Annotated in this window: 21 protein-coding genes; 13 read left to right on the top strand and 8 right to left on the bottom strand. The window is 48.4% G+C overall.

Annotated features, from left to right (window positions below; translation table 11 throughout):
- Window positions 1–24: 24 nt before the first annotated feature.
- The 5 genes from carA to uxaC all read right to left on the bottom strand — a co-directional run bounded on the left by carA (window position 25) and on the right by uxaC (window position 7,487).
- On the bottom strand, window positions 25–1,101 hold the full coding sequence (gene carA / locus ST42_RS11015; protein ID WP_022315920.1) for a glutamine-hydrolyzing carbamoyl-phosphate synthase small subunit: 1,077 nt from the start codon (window positions 1,099–1,101) through the stop codon (window positions 25–27).
- Between the two features lie 43 nt (window positions 1,102–1,144).
- The gene (locus tag ST42_RS11010) at window positions 1,145–3,034 is read right to left on the bottom strand and encodes an amidophosphoribosyltransferase (protein WP_022315919.1); all 1,890 of its coding nucleotides are present in this window, start codon (window positions 3,032–3,034) and stop codon (window positions 1,145–1,147) included.
- Window positions 3,035–3,146: 112 nt separating this feature from the next.
- Entirely contained in the window at window positions 3,147–4,991 is a 1,845-nt protein-coding gene (gene glmS / locus ST42_RS11005; RefSeq protein WP_044073533.1) for a glutamine--fructose-6-phosphate transaminase (isomerizing), read from the bottom strand.
- A 30-nt stretch (window positions 4,992–5,021) separates the two neighbouring features.
- On the bottom strand, window positions 5,022–5,804 hold the full coding sequence (locus tag ST42_RS11000; protein WP_022315917.1) for a polysaccharide biosynthesis/export family protein: 783 nt from the start codon (window positions 5,802–5,804) through the stop codon (window positions 5,022–5,024).
- Window positions 5,805–6,083: 279 nt separating this feature from the next.
- The gene (gene uxaC, locus ST42_RS10995; protein ID WP_044073532.1) at window positions 6,084–7,487 is read right to left on the bottom strand and encodes a glucuronate isomerase; all 1,404 of its coding nucleotides are present in this window, start codon (window positions 7,485–7,487) and stop codon (window positions 6,084–6,086) included.
- 145 nt (window positions 7,488–7,632) lie between these two features.
- Between uxaC and ST42_RS10990 the strand changes: the two genes are divergently transcribed.
- Window positions 7,633–8,706 (top strand): asparaginase, encoded by a 1,074-nt coding sequence (locus tag ST42_RS10990; protein ID WP_044066288.1) that lies wholly within the window; start codon window positions 7,633–7,635, stop codon window positions 8,704–8,706.
- Window positions 8,707–8,909: 203 nt separating this feature from the next.
- Here the strand turns inward: ST42_RS10990 and ST42_RS10985 are convergent, their stop codons facing one another.
- Entirely contained in the window at window positions 8,910–9,707 is a 798-nt protein-coding gene (locus ST42_RS10985) for an EFR1 family ferrodoxin (protein WP_044073530.1), read from the bottom strand.
- Between the two features lie 106 nt (window positions 9,708–9,813).
- Between ST42_RS10985 and ST42_RS10980 the strand changes: the two genes are divergently transcribed.
- Window positions 9,814–10,281 (top strand): nucleoside deaminase, encoded by a 468-nt coding sequence (locus tag ST42_RS10980; RefSeq protein WP_044073529.1) that lies wholly within the window; start codon window positions 9,814–9,816, stop codon window positions 10,279–10,281.
- 134 nt (window positions 10,282–10,415) lie between these two features.
- On the opposite strand, the gene ST42_RS14090 is transcribed toward ST42_RS10980, so the two are convergent.
- Together ST42_RS14090 and ST42_RS10975 are read right to left on the bottom strand one after the other, a co-directional pair.
- Window positions 10,416–10,568: a hypothetical protein gene (locus ST42_RS14090; RefSeq protein WP_022315912.1), complete on the bottom strand. Its 153-nt coding sequence runs from the start codon at window positions 10,566–10,568 to the stop codon at window positions 10,416–10,418.
- Between the two features lie 70 nt (window positions 10,569–10,638).
- Window positions 10,639–11,532: an RluA family pseudouridine synthase gene (locus ST42_RS10975; protein ID WP_042518924.1), complete on the bottom strand. Its 894-nt coding sequence runs from the start codon at window positions 11,530–11,532 to the stop codon at window positions 10,639–10,641.
- Between the two features lie 35 nt (window positions 11,533–11,567).
- Here ST42_RS10975 and ST42_RS13900 point away from each other — a divergent pair, with 35 nt between their 5' ends.
- The 11 genes from ST42_RS13900 (at window position 11,568) to ST42_RS10920 (ending at window position 24,545) form a co-directional block, all read left to right on the top strand.
- The gene (locus ST42_RS13900) at window positions 11,568–11,723 is read left to right on the top strand and encodes a hypothetical protein (protein ID WP_156139353.1); all 156 of its coding nucleotides are present in this window, start codon (window positions 11,568–11,570) and stop codon (window positions 11,721–11,723) included.
- A gap of 351 nt (window positions 11,724–12,074) precedes the next feature.
- Window positions 12,075–13,688, top strand: a complete 1,614-nt coding sequence (locus tag ST42_RS10965; RefSeq protein ID WP_022315910.1) for an ABC-F family ATP-binding cassette domain-containing protein — start codon at window positions 12,075–12,077, stop codon at window positions 13,686–13,688.
- Between the two features lie 163 nt (window positions 13,689–13,851).
- Window positions 13,852–14,436, top strand: a complete 585-nt coding sequence (locus ST42_RS10960; protein WP_022315909.1) for a nucleotide exchange factor GrpE — start codon at window positions 13,852–13,854, stop codon at window positions 14,434–14,436.
- A 14-nt stretch (window positions 14,437–14,450) separates the two neighbouring features.
- On the top strand, window positions 14,451–15,635 hold the full coding sequence (gene dnaJ / locus ST42_RS10955) for a molecular chaperone DnaJ (RefSeq protein WP_044073527.1): 1,185 nt from the start codon (window positions 14,451–14,453) through the stop codon (window positions 15,633–15,635).
- A gap of 267 nt (window positions 15,636–15,902) precedes the next feature.
- A complete protein-coding gene (locus ST42_RS10950; RefSeq protein ID WP_394358849.1) occupies window positions 15,903–16,547 on the top strand; it encodes a DedA family protein in 645 nt (214 codons plus the stop codon).
- A 7-nt stretch (window positions 16,548–16,554) separates the two neighbouring features.
- Window positions 16,555–17,838, top strand: a complete 1,284-nt coding sequence (locus tag ST42_RS10945; RefSeq protein ID WP_044073548.1) for a bifunctional folylpolyglutamate synthase/dihydrofolate synthase — start codon at window positions 16,555–16,557, stop codon at window positions 17,836–17,838.
- 147 nt (window positions 17,839–17,985) lie between these two features.
- Entirely contained in the window at window positions 17,986–18,927 is a 942-nt protein-coding gene (locus ST42_RS10940) for an ORF6N domain-containing protein (RefSeq protein ID WP_044073526.1), read from the top strand.
- Between the two features lie 82 nt (window positions 18,928–19,009).
- The gene (locus ST42_RS10935) at window positions 19,010–20,332 is read left to right on the top strand and encodes a pepsin/retropepsin-like aspartic protease family protein (protein WP_197068940.1); all 1,323 of its coding nucleotides are present in this window, start codon (window positions 19,010–19,012) and stop codon (window positions 20,330–20,332) included.
- A gap of 414 nt (window positions 20,333–20,746) precedes the next feature.
- Entirely contained in the window at window positions 20,747–21,835 is a 1,089-nt protein-coding gene (locus ST42_RS10930; RefSeq protein ID WP_044073524.1) for an aldose epimerase family protein, read from the top strand.
- 102 nt (window positions 21,836–21,937) lie between these two features.
- On the top strand, window positions 21,938–23,098 hold the full coding sequence (gene galK / locus ST42_RS10925) for a galactokinase (protein ID WP_042518912.1): 1,161 nt from the start codon (window positions 21,938–21,940) through the stop codon (window positions 23,096–23,098).
- 277 nt (window positions 23,099–23,375) lie between these two features.
- Window positions 23,376–24,545: an aldose epimerase family protein gene (locus tag ST42_RS10920; protein WP_022317636.1), complete on the top strand. Its 1,170-nt coding sequence runs from the start codon at window positions 23,376–23,378 to the stop codon at window positions 24,543–24,545.
- Window positions 24,546–24,576: the final 31 nt, after the last annotated feature.

Below are 24,576 nucleotides of genomic sequence, written 5' to 3'. Positions count from 1 at the left end.
ACTATAACGTGTTTCAGCGAATCATTATTTGAGTGCTTCAACGAACTTGTCGAACATGAACTCTGTATCTACCGGTCCGGAGCAAGCCTCCGGGTGGAACTGGCTTGAGAACCAAGGGTTGGTCTTGTGCTTGATGCCCTCGTTGCTGCCGTCGTTCATATTCACGAAAAGTTCCTCCCAGTCCTTGCCGAGAGTCTTGGCGTCAACGGCATAGCCGTGGTTCTGGCTCGTCACGAAACACCTGTCTGTGCCAACCATGCGCACTGGCTGGTTGTGGGAACGGTGACCGTATTTCAGTTTGTAGATGCTTGCGCCGCCTGCCTTGGCGAGCAACTGGTTACCCATACAGATACCACAGATTGGCTTTGTAGACTTTGACATCTGCTTGCGGATGATTGCCACTGCTTCCTCACACATGTCCGGGTCGCCAGGACCATTGGCGAGGAAAAGGCCGTCGAACTCCATGTCGGTATAGTCGTAGTTCCATGGCACACGGATAACTTCCACACCACGGTTGATGAGACAACGGATGATGTTATGCTTCACGCCACAGTCAACAAGCACCACCTTGCGGCCGGCACCCTCGTTGTAGCGGATAATCTCCTTGCAGCTCACACGGTCGACGAAGTTCACTCCCTCATACATTGCCACCGGCACATTGTCCGGCTCGTCGTCGAAGAGAATCTTTCCCATCATGACACCGTGCTCACGCAACACTTTAGTCAGCTCGCGGGTGTCGATGCCGGTAATTCCCGGCACATGCTCGCGCTTGAGCCAATCGGCAAGCGACTCTACAGCATTCCAATGACTATACTGCTCGCTATAGTCGGCAACGATGATTGCCGAAGCATGGATTTTGTCACTCTCCATAAATGTAGCCAGACCATTCTCTTCGATAGTGAACGGAGGCACGCCATAGTTACCTACAAGCGGATAAGTGAGAACCATCAGCTGACCTGCGTAGGAAGGGTCGGTAAGGCTCTCCGGATAGCCCATCATGGCTGTATTGAACACCACCTCGCCAGCAACGGGCTGGTCGTAGCCAAACGACTTTCCGTGGAACTTGGTTCCATCTTCCAAGACTAAAGTTACATTTCTCATTTATATAGTTGTTTTTAAACCTTGCGGTTATTTTGTTATAATTCTATTTTCTCTTCTTGTATTTGTTCTCATAGAAGCTGACGAAGGCTCTGTTTACAAGCTCCGTGCCTCCGGGAGTAGGATAGTTGCCGGTGAAATACCAGTCTCCCTTATGGCCAGGTATAGCCTCGTGGAGTCCTTCGATAGACTGGAACACGAGTTCCACCGGTGTTGTCATGCCTTCTGGGCGCAGCATCTCGATGATTTTCTGGTTTATCTCATTCACCGTGAAAGGCGTGTAGATGTCTCTCACGCAGTTGCGCATCTCGGCTCTCGGTTTCTTGAGCTCTGCGAGACAGTTCTCATAAATATCGTCAACGACATGGAGCATGTCGCGTTCCTTCAGCAGCTGCATTGTGGCACCAAAGACACAGAACTCCTCCAGGCTCGGCATGTCGATACCGTAGTAGTCGGGGTAACGTATCTGTGGCGAACTGCTCACCACCACGATCTTCTTTGGGTGCAGGCTGTCGAGAATCTTCAGGATGCTCTCTTTCAGAGTGGTTCCCCTAACGATGCTGTCGTCGATGATGACGAGATTGTCAACGTATGGCTCTATCGAACCGTATGTCACATCGTATACATGCGACGCCAGGTCCTTACGGGTGTTTCCCTCTGTGATAAAGGTGCGAAGCTTGATGTCCTTCCATGCCACCTTCTCACTCCGGACATACTGATGGAGAATCTCCTGCAGCTCGTCCTTAGTCGGTGTATGGCCGAGGTTATACAGACGTTCTATCTTCTGGTCGTTGATATACCTCTTGAAGCCTCCGAGCATTCCGTAGAACGCCACTTCGGCTGTGTTTGGTATGAAAGAGAACACTGTATGTTCGGTGTCGTAATCCACAGCCTTCAGAATACTCTCCGTGAGCTGTTCTCCGAGCTTCTTGCGCTCATTGTATATATCGCGGTCGGAACCGCGGCTGAAGTATATTCTCTCAAACGAGCATTTGCTGTCGCCACGCTGTTCGATTATCTGCTCCAGACTGTCCACGCCGTTCTTTGTCACTACTATCGCCTGTCCGGGCTCCAGCTCGTGGATGTCGTCGCAGTCGAGTCCGAATGTGGTCTGAAGCACAGGGCGCTCGCTTGCCAATGCTATCACCTCGTCGTCCTTATACCAGAAAGCCGGACGAATCCCCCATGGGTCTCTCATGGCAAACATCTCTCCGCTTCCTGTCAGTCCGCACATCACGTAGCCACCGTCGAAGTCGGTCATCGTGGTTTTCAGCACATTAGCCATCTTCACGTTGTCATCGATATAATCGGTGATGTCGCGTCCTTTGAGGCCCTTCTTCTGGGCATCTATGAAGTTGCGCTCCACCTCTCTGTCGAGGCGGTGGCCCATCAGTTCGAGAGTGATATAGGTGTCGCTGTATATTCTCGGCGACTGTCCCATAGCGAGTAGTTTCTCGAAAATCTCATGCACGTTGGTCATATTGAAATTTCCGCAGAGACAAAGATTCTTTGCTCTCCAGTTGTTTCTTCTCAGAAACGGATGCACGAATGTGAGTCCGCTCTTTCCTGTAGTGGAATAGCGCAGGTGGCCCATATACATCTCTCCTGCAAACGGAAGATTGTGGCGTGCATAATCCACATCAGCGAGCTGTTCCTCTGAGAGGTCCATGAATTTCTTGTGTACTGTGCTAAAGATCTCCGTGATGGCGTTGGAACCTTCCGCCCTCTCCCTGAACATATATTCGTGGCCGGGCAAAGCTGCGAGATTCACGCATGCCATTCCGGCTCCTTCCTGTCCTCGGTTGTGTTGTTTCTCCATCATGAGATAGAGTTTGTTAAGACCATACATCCAGGTGCCATACTTCTCCTGGTAGTATTCCAGTGGTTTCAGCAGTCTCACCATTGCCACACCACATTCATGCTTCAAAGGTTCCATTTTTGAATTCTTATTAAATATGTATTATCCTTACTGTAACTATTACCCTAATATATTCAAAGCAAGGGGCTCACCCCTCGGAAGAGGAGCAGCCCCAAGATATAGATGTCAATTATTCAACGGTCACCGACTTGGCGAGATTTCTCGGCTGGTCAACGTTCTTTCCTTTGCACACTGCGATATGGTATGCAAGGAGCTGCAACGGAATGGATGCCACAAGCGGCTCAAGACATTCGAGCGTCTGCGGAATCTCTATCACTTCGTCGGCAATCTTGCTTATCGTGTCGTCGCCTTTAGAAACCAATGCTATGACCTTTCCCTTTCGTGCCTTGATTTCCTGAATATTGCTGAGTACCTTCTGATACATCTCATCATGCGGAGCTATTACCACTACCGGCATATCAGAGTCGATAAGGGCGATGGGACCGTGCTTCATCTCTGCAGCTGGGTAGCCTTCGGCATGGATGTAACTGATTTCCTTCAGTTTCAGAGCGCCTTCAAGCGCAACCGGATAGTTGTAGCCACGTCCCAGATAAAGGAAATTGCTGGCATAGGTGAAGGTCTTGCTCAATTCTGATATCCTGTCGTTCAGCTTCAACAGAGACTTCATCTTCTCTGGTACGGTACACAGTTCGCTGACAATCTTGGAGTATTGTTCGTTTGTAATCGTGCCCTTCTCCTTGCCGAGTGCCAGTGCGAGCATCAGAAGCACGGTGACCTGTCCGGTGAATGCCTTGGTGGAGGCAACGCCGATCTCCGGTCCTACGTGTATATACGAACCGGTGTCTGTGTCTCTCGGTATGCTCGAACCGATAGCGTTGCATACTCCATAAACGAATGCGCCATTGTCTTTTGCCAGGTTCACGGCAGCCAACGTGTCGGCTGTCTCACCGCTCTGAGAGATTGCTATCACGACGTCGGAACTGTCGATAACAGGATTTCTGTATCTGAACTCGCTGGCGTATTCCACTTCCACCGGTATGCGGCAAAGCGACTCTATCAGCTGCTTGCCTATGAGTCCGGCATGCCATGACGTGCCGCAGGCAACGATTATCACACGCTTGGCAGCAAGGAGCTGACGTCTGTAGTCTATTACAGCACTGAGTGTAACATTGTTGGCTTCCACGTTTATCCTTCCACGCATGCAGTTCTCCAGACATTCCGGCTGCTCGAAGATTTCCTTGAGCATGAAATGCGGGAAACCGCCTTTCTCTATCTGTCCGAGGTCGAGGTCTACGGTGCAGATTTCCGGATTAAGCGTGTCGTTGAGAGTATTCACCACCTTGAGGCCTTCGCCACGGCGTATCACGGCGATATTGTCGTCGTCGAGATAAACCACCTTGTCGGTGTATTCAATAATAGGAGTGGCGTCGGAACCGAGGAAGAACTCGTCCTCGCCTATACCGATGACCAGCGGACTCTGCTTGCGGGCAGCGATAATCTGGTCTTTGTCTCTCTTGTCGAGCACTGCAATGGCATAAGCTCCGATGAGCTGGGTGAGGGCAAACCTCACTGCCGTAAGCAGGTCTACGTTCTTTCTCGTCTGTATATATTCTATGAGCTGCACGATGACTTCCGTATCGGTATCCGAACGGAATTTCACGCCATCGGCAACGAGTTTCTTCTTCAGGTCAGCATAGTTCTCGATGATGCCATTATGAATGATGGCGATGTTCTTCGACTCTGAATAATGCGGATGTGCATTCACCGACGATGGTTCACCATGAGTAGCCCAACGTGTGTGGGCTATTCCAACAGTTCCGGATATGTCCTTATCCTCACAGAACCGCTCCAGATCTGCCACCTTGCCCTTAGTCTTGTATACGCTGAGGTCGCCATTGTCGTTTATCATAGCGACGCCCGCACTATCGTATCCTCTATACTCTAATCTCTTAAGTCCCTTAATGAGAATAGGGAAGACCTGTCTTTTACCTATATATCCTACAATACCACACATATCAAATAAAAATTTGAAATGACAGAAAGCCTACAATCTTACCAACGTCACAATAAGCGACGTTATAGACGTCAGAGAACTGATACTTGCAATCCAGATCGACGTACTCGAACCGATGACAGAGTTTCTCTTCTTTGTTTTGTTAGGCTCCACATAAATCTGGTCATTCTGCTGCAGATAATAGTATGGAGACTTTATGATGTTTGCATCTGTCAAGTCAAGCCTGTGGGCAGACTTTCTTCCTTCGCTGTCTTCTCTGATAAGCAACACATTCTGGCGTTTACCATAGATGGTAAGATCACCAGCCTGTGCCAAAGCCTCGGGGAGACTTATTTTCTCTGTTTCCACAACAAACTCTCCCGGTTTGTTTACCTCACCATACACGCATACTCTGAAGCTGGACATGCGCACGGTGATGATAGGATTCTCCTTCTCTGCCATATAAGGTTTGATTCTGTCGTGGATAACAGCCTCACACTCGCGCTTGGTCAAGCCTGAAACTTTCACCAATCCTATGATAGGGAAATTGATGTAACCGTTGTTGTCAACAAGGTATGTTGACTCCTTGGCATTAGCAATGTTATTATTATTACCAGTATTGAGATTGAACGGCACGGCTGCTCTCGGATCGGTGGTATTTACGGTTATCACCAAGCCATCCTTAGGCATGATCTTGGCATCGAAAAGTCCCTTCGAAGAAGATAAGTCCAGTGTGTCAATGTTCTGATAATAAGCGAATTGCTTTATGCCACCACAGCTAAAGAGGGTGAACACAGCTACCAATAATACAATTGGCATAAGTAGTTTCTTCATACTCGTTCAATTAAGATATAGTTAAAATCTTTGCAAAAATAATCCTATTTTCTGAAAACGGCAAATATTTCTATACAAAATCCCCATTTCTCTCACATATAATTCATGTGGTGGGAAATGGGGATATGGATTATTCATTCATCGCCCCTCATGCCACTATCCTGGATAGTCAAAGGGGAAACGACTCAGTATGTTCGTCCTGTCCGTCAACTTATCTACTCGCCGACTTGTCCACCCGCTTATTGCGACCGACCTGCCGACGCGTGAACGCGACGGGAATCAATAGAACTTGAAGTAGTTGCGGGCGTTGTTGTAGCTGATGTCCTCAACCATGCGAGAGAGGCTCTCCATGTCGTTTGGCAGCAAGCCCTTCTCAACGTCGTTGCCGAGCAGATTGCAAAGCAGACGGCGGAAATACTCATGACGAGGATATGAGAGGAACGAACGGCTGTCGGTGAGCATACCTACGAAACGGCTCAGCAGACCAAGAACAGAGAGTGCGTTCATCTGGCGTGTCATACCGTCGAGCTGGTCGTTGAACCACCAGCCTGAACCGAACTGGATCTTGCCTGGGCACGAACCGTCCTGGAAGTTGCCGAGCATTGTGGCGATAACCTCGTTGGCACATGGGTTCAAGCAGTAGAGGATAGTACGTGTGAGCTTGCCTTCCTTGTTGAGTTCGTTGAGGAAGTGGCTCATCGCTGTTGCTGTGGTGAACTCACCGATTGAGTCGAAACCGGTGTCAGCACCGAGCTTGTCGTACATCAGACTGTTGTTGTCGCGGATTGCTCCGTAATGGTACTGCTGTGTCCAGTCGCTTGCGAAATCCTGTTCAGCGAAGATGCGCAGGATGCAGTGTTTGAACTGGCGGACCTCCTGAGCCGAAAGCTGCTGCTTGCGCATTGCCTTCTCGAAGATTGTCTCGATCTGAGAGTCTGTATATGGTTCGTCGTAGAACTCCTCGATACCGTGGTCTGAAAGGCGGCAGCCGTTCTCATGGAAGAAGTCGTGGCGCTTCTGCAGAGCGTCCACCATGTCGGCAAACTTGTTGATTGTGACACCAGCCACCTCACCAAGCTTGTTCACGTATTCAGGGAATTCAGGCTTCTCGATGTTCATTGCCTTGTCAGGACGCCATGCCGGAATCATCTTGATCTCGAAACCGCTCTCGCGAGTCTGCTTGTGGTAGCGCAGATCGTCGATTGGATCGTCGGTGGTGCAGACACACTCCACGTTGTAGCGGCGCATGAATCCGCGTGCGGTATATCCTGGCTGCTTCAGCTTCTCGTTACACTCGTCGAAGATTTCTCTTGCTGTCTTAGGACTCAAGAGTTTGTCGATGCCGAAAGCGGTCTTCAGCTCGAGGTGGGTCCAGTGGTAAAGAGGGTTGCGGAAAGTGTAAGGAACGGTCTCTGCCCATTTCTCAAACTTCTCCCAGTCTGAAGTATCCTTGCCTGTGCAGAATCTCTCGTCAACACCGTTGGTTCTCATCGCACGCCACTTGTAGTGGTCGCCTCCGAGCCAAAGCTCTGTAATACTCTTGAACTGATGGTCGTTTGCCACCATTTCAGGAATCAGATGACAGTGATAATCGATGATTGGCATCTTGGCCGCATGATTGTGGAAAAGTTCCTGCGAGGTCTTGGTTTCAAGCAGGAAGTTTTCGTCCATAAATTGCTTCATGACTTAATATTATTTTAGTATTAATTGTTAATATGTAATTTGTTTAATCTTTTCTGTGCAAATATACGGCATTTTTTTTGATTACATCATTTTTTAAGCTATATTTGCACAATCTAAACGAAAAATCAAATAGGCAAGACCTTTTATGAAAAACAAAAATTCAGTTTCTAACTATTCCTTCAAACGCACAGACAGAGTGCTTTTGATATACACGGGAGGCACAATAGGCATGGGATGCAACCGTGAATCAGGAGCATTGGAACCTCTGGACTTTAACCATCTAATCAGCTGCCTTCCGGAATTTGCTGCCATCGAGACGGGAATCGACTCTTATCAGTTCACGCCTCCCATCGACTCCAGCGACATGACGCCGCGCTTCTGGTCGCAACTCGTAAGGATCATTGCCGACAGATACGACGACTACGACGGTTTTGTAATACTGCACGGCACCGACACCATGGCATTCACGGCATCAGCACTGTCGTTCATGCTCGAAAACCTGACAAAGCCTGTGGTGCTGACAGGAAGCCAGCTGCCTATCGGTCAGCTGCGCACCGACGGCAAAGAGAACCTCGTGACGAGTATTGAGGTGGCTTCTGCCCACCATGACGACGGCACACCGATAGTTCCAGAAGTGTGTATCTATTTCAACGGCCACCTGCTGAGAGGCAACAGGGCAACGAAAGCAAACGCCGACGGGTTCAACGCCTTTGAATCTTACAACTATCCTCATCTGGCAGATGCCGGAGTGAACATCACATACCACGAGGAGCATATCCTGAAGAGGGACTTCAGGAAGAAACTCATCCCCCACTTCGCATTAGACCCCAACGTCACCGTGTTCACGCTCTTCCCTGGTGTGCAGGAGCAGATCACGCGCCACGTAATCGAGTCGCCGGAGCTTCGCGCCATAGTGATGAGGACCTACGGCAGCGGAAACGCACCACACCACCCCTGGCTCATGCGACTGCTCAAGGAGGCTACAAGCCGCGGAATCACTGTGGTGAATATCAGCCAGTGTGATGCCGGAGCAGTGGAGATGGGCAGATACGACACGGGATTCCAGCTCAAGAACATGGGCGTGGTGAGCGGTTACGACAGTACCGTGGAGAGTGCTTTGACAAAACTCATGTTCCTGATAGGTCAGCACAACGATGTTAATCTCGTGAGATCGAACATTGTGAGAGATATCTGCGGAGAGATAACTGTGACAGAATAAAGGCAAAAGAGAAGTCTCTGACTTTTACAAATAAATCGAGTAGGAGGAAAACGAAGCTGTTTTCTTCCTATTTTCGTATTTACAGTCCTCTCACGCCACCGTTCGTGCGATTCCGCATACGGCGGTTCCTATTTCGGCTGCCATTCGAGATACTATCACATAAGATAGAGAATAGAGATACCGTTTGCCTGATTTTTTGCATCCTATGCCCGTTTGGGGTCAAAGACATACTGTCCCTTCTTGTCGGTAACGCTGCCGAAACGGATGGCATGGCGTGGACAATTATGATAGCAGGCGAAGCAAGTGAGACAGCTGCCATCATGGTTCCATTGCGGCATACCGTCATCGTCAAGCGACATGTTGCCGACGGGACACGATGCCACGCACTTCCCACACGACACACAGAGCGACTCTTCAACATGGAAATAACGGTCAGTGACGAGTTTGCGCACAAATGCCTCGCCGAGCAGACCACTGTTGATTCTCTTCCATCTGCCCAGATAGCGCATGAAAGCCCCATTCGCCCTCTCTCTTATCTTTTCTGCTATAAACTCCATGCGCGGCTGCGCTTCATGGAGCTTGTCGCTGACCACCTTCTCCTTGTCTACATCCATAAAGGGCAGTCCGACGTATGTATTCGGCATCCGCACATCAAACACGGCATCGAGAGAAACGCCTTGTTTCTTGAGATCGCTGCGCAATATATCCATACTCTCGCCAACGGTGTCGCCAACGGTACAGACTGAATACACGTAGGGTTTGACATTGCACTCCGAACCGACGCTCAACGTCATTTCTGACAACACGCGACGAAGCAGCATCGGCGGACGCCAACCGTGAACGGGAAAAAAAATGCCGAGAGGCTCTCCGGGGTTCAGCTGCACATGAAGGGGCTGGCTGCATACAGAGGCGACGTCTACTACCCTCTCGTCTCCTGTCATGCGGGCAATGCTCTCGGCAACCCACCTGGTGTTTCCTGTGCCGGACAAATACAGTATCATAATCGTGAATTTAGGGTATTTTCTTGTTTTATTGGGAAATATTCAATATCTTAGCAAAGAGTTTGAATGTATAACACTAAATCTATAACTAATAAAGGAATATTATATGAACGATAAAGAATTAATGCTCAGAGCCATAAGACTGTCTGAAGAGAGCGTGAAAAGCGGCGGCGGACCGTTCGGTGCGGTAATAGCACGCAACGGCGAAGTCGTGGCAGAGGCTTCCAACTGTGTCACTATAGACTGCGACCCTACCGCCCATGCTGAGGTGTCGGCAATCCGCAAGGCGGCAAAGGCTATCGGTTCATTCGACCTGGGAGGCTGCTCGATATACACTTCGTGTGAACCGTGTCCGATGTGTCTGGGTGCTATATACTGGGCACATCTCGACAAGATTTTCTATGCCAACGACCGCAAGGACGCTGCTGCAATAGGTTTCGACGACGATTTCATATACAAGGAACTGGAACTGTCGCCAGACCACCGCAACAAGCCATCCGAAATAATCATGCAGGAGGAGGCGAAAAAGGCTTTCCAAATGTGGACAGAGAAGACCGACAAGACTGAATACTAACCCGAACTGAATCCGTCATTCTGAAAACTCAGAATCCAAGCAATCCCTGACGCCTGATTTGGGTTAGACTCAATCGGTCATCAGAACAGAATACGCAGAAATGTCCTGATGACCGATTCGTTTTATCACAAGCCTCAACTGAGCCACAAATAGTATATTGCCGCAAGCACCGCTGCCAGCACAACGAATATGGCGGTCTTTATCAGGCAGCCTGTGATTTTCTTCACAAGCAGGAACACCACGATAAAGGCTACTATACAGAATATATAATATCCGAAATTTTCCATCTTTTCTTGAGTTTAATGATTAATTGAGCCCAATATAAAAGGGACTGAGCAATGAAGCTTACCGATTGGACTACTTGAACAGATGTCTGAACGCCGCCGGAATCATCGTCTCGAACTCCATCGCCTGACGGGTAACGGGATGATAGAAGCAGAGCATATAGGCATGAAGACAAAGGCGATGTATAGGGTCGTCGCCATTGCCATATTTTATGTCGCCACATACCGGATGTCCCATATCGGCAGAGTGTACACGAATCTGGTTTTTCCTCCCTGTCTCCAATTTGTATTCCACAAGACTATGCTCCGTGGTGCGGTCGAGCACCCGGTAATGGGTGATGGCATATTTTCCGCCATTGTCCACCGGTGACGAATATGTCACGTATGCCTTGTTGTCCTTCAGCCAGTTTTCTATCGTTCCCTCATCATTCTCCATCTCTCCACTCACCACGGCAACGTAGCGTCGGTCGAAAACTATGTCATGCCAGTTGTGCTCCAGAATCTGCTCCGTCTCCATGTCCTTGGCATAAATCATGAGTCCGCTGGTGTCGCGGTCAAGACGGTGTACGACATGTGCCGTGCAGCGCTGGCGAGTCTTCTTGAAATAGTCGTCGAGCACGGCTTTCACGTTCAGCGACTTGTGGCCGGCTGCCATCGACAGGATGCCGATATTCTTCTCAATCACCACTAGATACTGGTCCTCGTAGACAATCTTCACATAACGGCTCTTGAGCTTGTCGTTGTTTCGTTTCGTCTTGCTCACTTCTATCTTGGTGCCGGCAGCAACGGGATAGTCAAACTGTGTCACAGTCTTGCCATTAACCTTGATGCCACGGCCTTGAAGCGTGGCTTTGATCTTTGAACGGCTCTCCTTCACGTTGTTGAGGAGGAAGTTGAGCAACGTATCGTCTTGCTCCACTTGATAGTGGGCGTAATCATTGATGTTTCTGTTATATGTATGTCTCATATTGTCGTCTTAAAGAATTTTCGGGATGCAAATATATGAAAAAATCAGATACTTTTGCATCAATAATGCCAAAAGTCATTGATATTATGGCAACGAGGCGTGTTTTTTTTGCCATCATCGCCCCGGCAGAGATTACCGCAGGCGGTGAAGGGATAGCTATGTCGGATGAATCAGCCCAACAATTACGATGACAAAAATATATCCCTGAATTTCCCCCACGGCGTGGGGAACGGTTCCCCCTAATGTGGGGTTTCATTCCCCACGTCAGGGGGGAGATTTCGAAGTAATGCTTATCGTGATGGCATTTCGATGGAAATTGATTCGTCTGGCCACCTTCTTTTCCACTCGTCAGCCCGTAAAATATCCACAAATATTTACTTTTATTTCTCAATATCAATAATTTGCAGTAACTTTGCAGCCGATTTTGCCGTATTGGGCAAAATTCGATGCCAAGGACTAAAAGGTACGCTTCGGGAATGTCTCTGGCAGAAAAGAAAGATAACAACAAAGAAAGTACTATATAATAAGGTAGAAGAAAGAAAATGATTACAGTAACCAATCTCGCTATCCAATTCGGAAAGAGAGTACTCTACAAGGATGTCAATATCAAATTCACCAATGGGAACATTTATGGTGTGATCGGTGCAAACGGCGCAGGAAAGTCTACACTGCTCAAGGCTATCAGCGGAGAACTGGAGCCTAACAAGGGAACAGTGGAACTGGGACCGGGCGAGCGTCTCTCCGTGCTCGATCAGGACCACTTCAAATACGACGCATACAGCGTAATGGACACGGTGCTGATGGGACACGAGCCTCTGTGGAACAACATGAAGGAGCGTGAGGCACTCTACGCAAAACCGGAAATGACAGAAGAGGATGGTAACCGCGCTGCCGACCTGGAGCTGAAATTCGCCGAGATGGACGGATGGAACGCTGAAAGCGACGCTGCACAGATGCTCTCTAACCTCGGCATCAAGGAGCACATGCACCAGAAGATGATGAGCGAGCTGTCAAACAACGAGAAGGTGCGCGTGATGCTTGCAAAGGCTTTGTTCGGACACCCCGACAACCTGTTGCTCGACGAGCCTACCAACGACTTGGACCTCGACACCGTGCAGTGGCTTGAGGAATATCTGAGCAATGTGGAGCAGACAGTTCTCGTAGTGAGTCACGACCGTCACTTCCTCGACGCCGTCAGCACACAGACAGTGGACATCGACTTCGGAAAGGTTACCGTATTCTCAGGAAACTACTCTTTCTGGTATGAGAGTTCACAGCTCGCCCTGCGCCAGGCTCAGAACCAGCGTCAGAAGGCTGAAGAGAAACGCAAGGAACTGGAGGAATTCATCCGCCGTTTCTCTGCCAACGTGGCAAAGAGCAAGCAGACGACGAGCCGCAAGAAGATGCTCGAGAAGCTGAACGTTGAGGAAATCAGACCGTCATCACGCAAATATCCTGGAATCATATTCCAGATGGAGCGCGAACCGGGCAACCAGATTCTGGAAGTGGAAGGACTGAAGGCCGTGGACAACGACGGCACAGTGCTCTTCGACAACGTGAGCTTCAACATCGAAAAGGGACAGAAGGTGGTGTTCCTGAGCCACAACCCTAAGGCTATGACTGCCCTCTTCGAAATCATAAACGGCAACCGCGAGGCGCAGGCCGGCACATTCAAATGGGGTATAACCATCACCACAGCATATCTGCCTCTCGACAACACGGAGTTCTTCCAGAGCGACATGAACCTCGTGGACTGGCTCAGCCAGTATGGTCCGGGCAACGAAGTGGTGATGAAGGGCTTCCTCGGCAGAATGCTCTTCAGCGGCGAAGAGGTGCTGAAGAAGGTGAACGTATTGAGCGGAGGCGAGAAAATGCGCTGTATGATAGCAAGAATGCAGCTGAAGAACGCCAACTGCCTCATCCTCGACACTCCTACCAACCACCTCGACCTCGAGAGCATCCAGGCATTCAACAACAACCTCGTAGGATTCAAGGGCAACATCCTCTTCAGCAGCCATGACCACGAGTTCATACAGACCGTGGCAGACCGCATCATAGAGCTGACTCCAAACGGAACAATCGACAAGCTCATGCAGTATGACGACTACATCTACGACGAGCAGCTGAAAGAGCAGCGCGCCAAGATGTATGAATAAGAATCCCGCCGTGTAGACGAGGCTGAAATCAGAACCTTTATCAATAATCCGGATAAGGAAAGCTGGTTTTTCAGAACAAGCAGAATATCCAAATTCCATTTATGGCAGAACCTTGCCCCTGTTGGCAAGGTTTTTGCTGATTAAAGGGAAAAAGCAAAACATTATGAGCAAAGAAAAAGATATAAAGAAAGAAACGGAAGAGATGGAAACCTCCAAGGCAAAGCAGGCTGAGAATGCCGCCAAGGAGAATGCCGGAAAAGACAATACCGAAAAGGAAGCAGAAAAGAAAGAGGAGAAAGACCCGCTGGAGGCTGCCAAAGAGGAGATTGCTGATCTCAAGGACAAATATCTGAGAAGCGTGGCTGAATTTGACAACTACCGCAAACGCACTATGAAGGAGAAGGCAGAGTTGCTGCTCAACGGTGCCGAGAAGACGGTGGCGGCAATACTTCCTGTGCTCGACGATATGGAGCGCGCTCTTGCAAGCGCCGAGAAGACAGACGATGCCGAGGCTCTGAAAGAAGGAATGAAACTGATATTCCAGAAATTCGAGAAGGTGCTTGGCGGACTTGGCGTGAACAAGATAGAGACAAAGGATGCCGACTTCGATACCGACCTGCACGAGGCTATCGCCATGGTGCCTGGCATGGGAGACGAGAAGAAGGGCAAGGTGCTCGACTGCGTGCTGACAGGATATAAACTCAACGACAAGGTGATAAGACACGCCAAAGTGGCAGTGGGACAATAAGGTAAAGACAGAATATGGCAAACAAGAGAGACTACTACGAGGTGCTTGGCGTAAGCAAAGACGCATCCGAGGACGAGATAAAGAAAGCTTACAGAAAAATCGCCATCAAATATCACCCTGACCGCAACCCTGGCGACAAGGTGGCTGAAGAGAAATTCAAAGAGGCTGCAGAGGCTTACGACGTATTGCACGACCCTCAGAAGAGACAGCAATACGACCAGTTCGGCTTCGATGGTCCGATGGGCGGCGGAGCCGGAGGTTTCGGCGGCGGATTCGGCGGCGGATTCAGCATGGACGACATATTCTCGATGTTCGGCGACGTGTTCGGAGGCCATGGCGGCGGTTTCGGAGGCGGATTCGGTAGCGGATTCGGCGGACGCGGTGGCGCTCGCCCGGCACAGCACAGAGGTGCTGACCTGCGACTGAAGGTTAGAATGACACTCGCCGAGATTTCAACCGGCGTGACAAAGAAATTCAAGGTGAAGAAAGACGTCACCTGCTCATGCTGCGGTGGTAGCGGAGCCGAAAAGGGCAGCAGCAAGGAAACCTGTCCGACATGTCACGGCAGCGGAGTGGTGACACGCACCACACAGAGTCTCTTCGGCATGATGCAGACACAGAGCGTATGTCCTACCTGTCAGGGCGAGGGCATGATAATCAAGAACAAGTGTAAGGCTTGTGGCGGCACCGGAGTGACAAAGGGCGAAGAGGTTGTCGAGATAAAGATACCTGCCGGAGTGGCCGGTGGCATGGTGGTAAACGTGCCGGGAAAAGGCAACGCTGGAATACACAACGGTGTGGCCGGCAACATTCAGGTGCTCATAGAGGAAGAACCGAGCGACACCTTCATCCGCGAAGAAAAGGACCTCATCTACAACCTGCTCCTTGACTTCCCTACGGCAGCTCTCGGCGGACAAGTTGAGGTGCCTACCATCAGCGGCGGCAAAGTGAAGATAAAGATTGAACCAGGCACGCAGCCTGGCAAGACGCTCCGACTCAGGGGCAAGGGACTGCCGGCGATACAAGGCTACGGACATAGCACCGGAGATCTTGTGGTACACATCAGCGTGTATGTTCCGAAGACACTGACAAAGGAGGAGAAGACAGCGCTCGAAGAGATGCAGAAGAGCGACAACTTCAAGGGTGACACTACGACAAAGCAGACCATCTTCCAGAAATTCAGAAGTTATTTCAGCTGACCGTAGCGACACCTGACACATAAACACTGATAATAGAACAGACTGCAATACAGTCTGACAAGCAACAATGGCGGAGTGTCTTTCATTCCGCCATTGTTGTTTGTATATTGTCATCATAGATGTTAAAACAGTCATAATATATGTTGTTTTAGATAATATATGTTGTTTTAGGCATCGCGTCTTTTGTGCTAAACAGGCAAATCATTAACTTTGCATCCTGATAACTATAAACATAGATAACCATAACAATAATTATACAAACAAATCATGAACTCTGCAGATCTTTTTCTCTGGATTCTCGACAATCTGAGCTATTGGGTAGTGACACTATTCATGGCAATCGAAAGCTCGTTCATCCCATTCCCATCAGAAGTAGTAGTGCCGCCGGCAGCATGGAAGGCGATGGACCCTGACAGCAACATGACATTCATACTGGTGATCGTCTTCGCAACCATCGGTGCCGACATCGGTGCGCTTGTGAACTATTACCTCGCCAAATGGCTCGGCAGACCGATAATATACAAATTTGCCGACAGCAGAATAGGACACATGTGTCTCATAGACCGCCAGTCGGTGGAAAAGGCAGAGGAGTTCTTCCGCAAACACGGAGCCACCTCCACATTCTTCGGACGACTCGTTCCTGCCGTGAGACAGCTCATCAGCATCCCTGCCGGATTGTCTGGCATGAATGTGGGCAGATTCCTCACCTTCACCACTCTCGGTGCCGGCGTGTGGAATACCGTGCTCGCCATGATAGGATGGGCGATATACAAATACACCGACTACAAGACTACACAGGACGTGTATCAGCAGGCGTTGAAATACAGTCATGAGATTGGCTACGTGCTTCTCGCTCTCGCTGTAGTAGTGGTAGCATTCCTTGCATACAAAGGATTGAAAAAGAAAAAATGAGAAAATGATGAATTACGAGGAAACGATACAATATCTTTATGACAGCGTGCCGATGTTCCAGAAGGTCGGTGCGTCGGCATACAAGGAGGGTCTGTACAACACCGAGGAGCTGGACAGGCATTTCGGTCATCCACACAGAAAATTCAAGAGCATCCACGTGGCAGGAACAAACGGTAAAGGCTCCTGCTCCCACACCATCGCCGCAATTCTCCAGGCTGGAGGCTACAAGGTGGGACTATACACATCACCGCATCTCGTGGACTTCAGAGAGAGGATAAGGATCAACGGCAAATGCGTCAGCGAGGAATATGTAATCGACTTCGTGGAAAAGGAGAGGGAGTTTTTCGAACCTCTTCATCCGAGCTTCTTCGAACTCACCACTGCCCTCGCTTTCAAATACTTCGCAGAAGAGGCTGTTGACTATGCCGTGATAGAAGTGGGACTGGGTGGCAGACTCGACTGCACCAATATCATATCTCCGGAACTGGCGATAATAACGAACATCAGTTTCGACCACACACAGTTTCTTGGCGACACTCTCGCAAAGATAGCCACAGAGAAAGCCGGAGTGATAAAACCAGAGACTCCCGTAATAATCGGCGAATACACGGAGGAGACGCGCCCAGTGTTTGAATCTAAGGCAATGCAGGAGAATGCTCCTATCACATTCGCACAAGACGACAAGGAGATTCTGACTGCCACTCCAAACTCAGGACAAGGCTTCGACTACGAGACAAAAGACTTCGGCAGACTGCATGGTGAACTGGGAGGCTACTATCAGGAGCGCAACGCCAATACCGTGCTCTGCGCCTGTCGACAGCTCATCAGCATGGGGATAATAAAAGACCAGGACTGCATCAAGAAGGGTTTTGCCAATGTGACAGAAACCACTGGCCTACGCGGACGCTGGGAGAGGATACAGACAAGCCCTACCGTGATTTGCGACACGGGGCACAACGTGGCTGGCTGGCAATATCTGAGCGAACAGATTAAGAAGCAACCTTGCAAGCAATTGAGAATGGTATTCGGTATGGTGGACGACAAAGACATCGACAGGGTTTGCGAACTGCTGCCAAAGAACGCCATATATTATTTTACACAGGCATCTACCCACAGGGCAATACCTGTGGAGAAGGTAAAAGAGGATGGCGAGAAACATCAGTTGCGAGGCAACTCCTACCCTACTGTTGCTGCAGCCTACACCGCCGCTCTCAAGGATGCCGACAAGGATGATTTCATCTTCGTCGGCGGCAGCAGCTATGTGGTGGCGGATTTCCTGACGGATTTCTGAAAAGCAAGCTTACAAGCAGACAAAGAAACAAATTGACGAGTAGACGAGGAATAGTGGCTTAAAGGCTAAAAGCACCACCTTTGTACGCAATATAACAACACTACGTTTAAGGTCACAATTTGTGACCTCAAAAATAAAGATAGAAATATGGCAGACATAACGGAAAAGACAGGAAACGGCGAACTGGTCACAAATCGTGACCAGTTGGTTGGTGTTGACAATATAGAGTCTCTAATAAAAATCATTAGAGGACAACAAGTTATGCTTGACCGTGACCTTGCCACACTTTATGGCGTTGAAACAAAGCGTCTTAATGAGCAAGTAAAACGTAATATTAAACGATTTCCAGAAGATTTCATGTTTCAATTGACCAAGGACGAATGTTTAAGGTCGCAAATTGCGACCTTAAACGAAGGACGCGGACAACATTTGAAATACATGCCTTACGTATTTACTGAAAACGGAGTCGCTATGCTTAGTAGTGTTTTACGTTCTGACACTGCGATTGAGGTGAATATTCGAATAATGCGAGCTTTCACTTCAATGCGTCACTTTCTACAGAACAATGCCGAAGTGTTTCAGCGTCTCTCGACAATGGAGTACCATCAATTGGAAATGCAGCAACATCAGCAAGAAACAGACAAGCGCATAGACGAGGTGTTTCGCAGATTGGACGAGGGCAACGCAAAGCCAAAGCAGGGTGTGTTCTACAATGGGCAAGTTTATGATGCCTATACTTTCGTGTCCGACTTGATTAAGAGTGCAAGGAAACGTATTGTCCTTATCGACAACTATGTTGACGAGACTGTACTGACATTGCTCGATAAAAGAGATAATAACGTGTCTGCAATCATCTACACTCAGCAGATAAGCCGCCAGTTCCAACTCGACATAGACCGTCATAATGCTCAATATGCACCGATTGATGTTGAAACATTCCGTTTGTCACATGACCGCTTCCTTTGTATAGACGATGATGTGTATCATATAGGAGCATCCATAAAGGACTTGGGCAAAAAGTGGTTTGGTTTCTCCAAGATGGAGATACTTACACCAGACGAATTGGTGGAAAGGATTAATAGAGAGTAAGACGCCTTTATATGTAAAGCAAAAAATATGATATGAGAAACTTGTGGATATTTCATAAGAACAAAAACTTAAAATAATGATTATGACAATTAGAAGAATAAGTATAACATTTGTGGCATTATTATTTGCTACAATTTCATTTGGACAAGTAAAAAGCATTGACGAGAGAATAGGCGAGGCTATGAATGGCAGTAATTGGGCCGAACTTAGATCTTTGTATATGTCTGATGGAAAGAACTTGCAGACACCATTTCTAAAACCGCTCTCCAAATTCTTTATAAGTCAATTCTATAATGAACCGGACAGCGCTATCAAATATGGCAAAGAAATTTTGGAGAAGTATCAAGAAGAACTAAATTCATCTGTACCTTCAATTATGTATTTCATGGCAGAAGATTATGCAACATTGGGACACTACGATAAGGCTTCCGCATTATTACACAGTCTGAACGAGGCATACCACAAGGGTGGACAAACTGTAAATCCTGTATTTGAAGCCTATGAGGACATTTATTCTAAGCTTTCGAAATGCGGCACGTTTTCTGTGGAGAGACCAAACAATAACGTGAGTGTGCCCTTGTTAACACATACAGGTGACCGCAAAAATCCAGAAATGATGTCTGTTATGGCTAATATCAATGGAAAAGAAGTGAAATGCAATTACGATTCAGGGGCAGGTATAAATATAATGACTACTAAGTTTGCCGAGCATATAAAGGCAACTGTCATACAGACCAAGAACATACAGATGTTGGGTATGTCTTATGTTGAGAGCAAAGGCTTAGTAGTGGTGGACTCCCTAAAACTTGGTGATTTAGTTTATCGAAATGTGCCATTTTTTGTTGTCGATATGAGAACTGACAATCCGTTAGCAAACAAAAAGTTGGAGGAACTTGGATACGAATGCGTTATAGGCAACCAGACAATGATGCCATTGGGTGAGATCTGTTTCGATTTTGACAGAATGCAGCTTGTAATCCCAGCCTCGTACACACCAACACCTACATATGCTCCTAATTTCTATCGTTCGCCTCAGCGCCTTTTCCATTTGCCATTAACAGATGGTCGTTCAGGGAGAAAGATTGATGCAATAGTTGACACTGGCGCATCGGGAACCATCCTGACAAATCGCTATTATAAAAAGAACGAAAACTGTTTTACTGGTAGAACGGCAACTGATTCATTGCGCACGGCAGGTGTCGGTGGTGTCAATGTCGTAAAAACGATACCTGTGTCATGGACATTTACCCTTGCTGGCGAACAATATACCGAGACAAACATTCCAGTAGTAACATCTTCAGAACAGAATGAGGAATATGATTGCAGAATCGGTTTACCAACGTTAATGGCACATAGGAAATTTATTATCAACTTCAAGAATATGTGGATGAGATTTGAGGATTAGTAGAAATATTAAACACCACCAGTAACCACCCAAACGGTCATTAGGCCATTCAATGTAATATTTTACAACTACTTGCAGTCTTTTGCTTTTTATAAGGCGTCTTTTGCTTGGTTTTTAATTCGCAATAGCTCGCTATTACTCATTAAAAGCCAAACAAAATCCACTCTTCTAAAAATCAAAATCCAAGCAAGCCCTAACGACCGATTTGGGTTAAAAGCCAAACAAAATCCACTCTCCTAAAAGGACAAAATCCAAGCAAACCCTAATGACCGATATGGGATTATGGCCAACCTCTGAATCCACATTAGTGGAAATTAACACTTATTGCTTTCGATTTATTGTTTTTCTTTTGCTCGTTTCATTATTTTTCTTTTACTTTGCAGTAAATAGAATACTAACTAATAACATTTGATTATGAACACAAACGAAGCACCTAATCTATGTGGTTTGAAGAGAGAGGATTTTCAAACCACAGTAAACGGAAAGAAAACTGATTTATATATTCTCAAGAACAAGAATGGCAATGAGGTGGCACTGACAAACTATGGCGGTGCGCTGGTAGCCATAATGGTTCCTGACAAAGACGGCAACTATGCCAACGTCATTCAAGGACACGACAACATACAGGACGTGATAAACAGTCCGGAGCCATATCTCTCCACACTCATCGGCCGCTACGGAAACCGTATCTGCAAAGGACGTTTCCAACTCGGTGGAAAGGTATACCAGTTGCCTATCAACGACGGTGAGAACTCGCTTCACGGCGGTAACGAGGGATTCAACAAGAAGGTGTGGGACGCTCTGAGGATGAACGACGAGACGGTGGTTCTCAACTACGTGTCGAGCTACGGTGAAGAGGGATTCTCCGGTGAGATGAAAGTTACCGTTACATACACCTTCAACGATGACAACGAACTGATCATCGACTATATGGCAACGACAAACAAGAAGACCGTAATCTGTCTGACAAACCACGGATTCTTCAGTCTTGCTGGAATAGCCAACCCAACTCCGGACGTATACAACGTGGAATGCGAGATCAACGCCGACTTCTATCTGCCAATCGATGGCAACAGCATCCCTACTGGCGAGATACGCTTCGTGGAGGGCACACCGTTCGACTTCCGCACACCGAAAGCCATCGGCGAGCGCATCGACTCCGACAACGAGCAGTTGCGCAACGGCAGCGGATACGACCACAACTACGTGCTGAACAAGAAGGAAGAGGGCGAACTGAGCTTCGCAGCCCGACTGACGGAGCCAAAGAGCGGCAGAACAATGGAGATGTATACCACAGAGCCGGGAATGCAACTCTATACCGGCAACTTCGAGACCGGCATCAGCGGACAGCATGGCGCTACGTTCCCACGCCGCAGTGCGGTATGCCTGGAAGCACAACACTTCCCAGATTCGCCAAACCGTCCTTACTTCCCGTCTGTAGTGCTACGTCCGGGAGAGCAGTACAAGCAGACCACAATATACAAATTCGGAGTAAAGAAATGACAATCTGCTCACATACAGGCTTATCAACAAGCATTAAATGACAATCAGCAGACAAATAGACTAACTAATAAATATTATCACAAACTCAAAATCATTTAACCTATGGAGATAGATTATGTAAGAAGTCGTTTTGTAAAGCATTTCGACGGACAGACAGGAAACGTTTATGCATCACCAGGAAGAATAAACCTCATCGGTGAACATACCGACTATAACGGAGGCTTCGTCTTTCCGGGAGCAATAGACAAAGGAATAATGTGTGAAATACGTCCCAACGGCACCAACAAGGTGATGGCTTATTCCATCGACCTGAAAGACCGTGTGGAATTTGACATAGACGATGAAAAAGGTCCTAAAGCAAGCTGGGCACGCTATCTGTATGGCATCGTTCAGGAGATGAAGAAACGCGGAGTTGACGTGAAAGGCTTCAACACCGCATTCGCAGGCGATGTGCCTCTCGGAGCCGGTCTGTCATCATCGGCAGCTCTCGAGAGCTGCTATGCCTACGCCCTCAACGACCTGTTCGGCGAGAACAAGGTGTCTAAATGGGATATGGTGCTGGCAGGACAGGCAACGGAACACAACTACTGTGGAGTGAACTGTGGCATCATGGACCAGTTTGCGAGCGTATTCGGCATGGAGGGCAAACTGATGCGCCTCGACTGCCGCAGCCGCGAGTTCGAATATTTCCCATTCGACCCGAAGGGATACAGACTGGTGCTCGTTGACTCCGTGGTGAAGCATGAACTGGCATCATCGGCATACAACGACCGCCGCAAGAGCTGCGAGAACGTGGTTGCCGCTTTGCAGAAGAAATATCCTGAGAAGACTATCGAAACCCTGCGCGACGCCGACTGGGACATGCTCAACGCCGTAAAGGATGAGGTTAGCGAGGAGGACATGAAGCGCGCCACATTCGTATTGGGAGAGAAAGACCGTGTGCTGGCAGTATGCGACGCACTCAACGCCGGCGACTACGAGACCGTGGGCAAGAAGATGTATGAAACCCACCACGGACTGAGCAAGGAATACGAGGTGTCTTGCGAAGAACTCGACTATCTCAACGACATCGCTCGTGAAGATGGCGTTACCGGTTCGAGAATCATGGGCGGAGGCTTCGGCGGATGCACCATCAACCTCGTGAAGGAGGACCTCTACGACCACTTCATCGCCGACGTGAAGAAGAAATATGCAGAACGCTACGGCAAGGAACCGAAGATATATGATGTGGTGATCAAAGACGGTTCGAGAAAAATCTGCTAAAGCAAAAAGAAAGAAACCAAACATAGCACAACCGAGCGGAAAGTCATTTCATTGTGGCTTTCCGCTTTTTCGTTAATATACCCCTGTAATTGTACACTTAAGATAACAAAACACCCTCTTAAACATGAAGAAAAGACAAAAAGGTGTAGAAACAACACCTACACGGACAAAAAAGTCATAATCTTTTATTGCCGATTGGAAAAATAATAGTAATTTAGCCACGAATTAAATAATTCATTGAATCTTTACGTTCCGAAAATCTATTTAGCATACATATATGAAAGGTATAAAATCTATCATTCTTGGAGCAGGAATGGCTATCGCGACGATGCTTTCATGCTCAACAGGCGGCAACACACAGCTCACTGAGTCTGGCCTCAACCCTGCCGCATTCGACACAACCATCAACAACAAGCCCGTCAAACTTTTCACGCTCAAGAACAAGAGTGGGATGGAAGTATGCATCACAAACTTTGGAGGCAGAGTGGTATCGCTCACCGTTCCCGACAAGGACGGCAAGCCGACTGACGTGGTGCTCGGCTACGACAACATCAGGCAGTATGCCGACTCGGTGAACAGTCCGAGCGACTACGGATCTACCGTGGGCAGATATGCCAACAGAATAGACAAGGGCCATCTTCACGTGAACGGCAAGGACTACCAGCTGCCGCAGAACAACTTCGGCCATTGCCTGCATGGCGGTCCGTCGGGATGGATGTATCAGGTGTATGATGCAGAACAGCCCAACGACACTACTCTCGTCATGAGACTCATGTCGCCGGACGGCGACAACAACTTCCCGGGAACAGTGAAGACCACTGCAACATACAAGGTACTCAGCAACAATACTCTCGACATCACTTTCGAGGCAACGACAGACAAGGAGACGGTGGTGAACATGACCAATCACAGCTACTTCAACCTCAACGGCGACCCGTCGAAAGAGGGAACAAACATGGTGCTGTATGTCAATGCCGACAATTTCACCCCTGCCGACGACACATACATGACAACGGGCGAGATAAAGCCTGTGGAGGGCACACCGATGGACTTCCGCAAGCCTCATGCCATCAGCGAGACAATCAACGACACAACATATCAGCAGATAAAGAACGCCACTGGCTACGACCATAACTGGTGTCTGAACACATACAAGAACGGAAAGGGCGACGACACCAAGGTATGCGCTTCGCTCTATTCGCCGGTCACAGGCATCCTGCTCGAGATGTTCACCAACGAACCGGGAGTACAGGTATATACCGGCAACTTCCAGGGCACGGGCATTGCCTGCAAGCACGGAGTGAAATATCCCAAGCATGTGTCGGTATGTCTGGAGAGCCAGAAATACCCAGACTCACCAAACAAGAAAGACTGGCCTTCGCCATATCTGAAACCGGGCGAGAGGTATTACAGCCATGTGGCTTACCGCTTCGGAATAAAGAAATAAATGGGGATTGAGAGAATCTGCCACTGACCAA

The sequence above is a fragment of the Prevotella pectinovora genome, assembly GCF_000834015.1.
Lineage (GTDB): Bacteria > Bacteroidota > Bacteroidia > Bacteroidales > Bacteroidaceae > Prevotella > Prevotella pectinovora.
The sequence above is the reverse complement of the archived record's forward strand: the minus strand, read 5'-3'. Positions and strand labels throughout refer to the sequence as shown.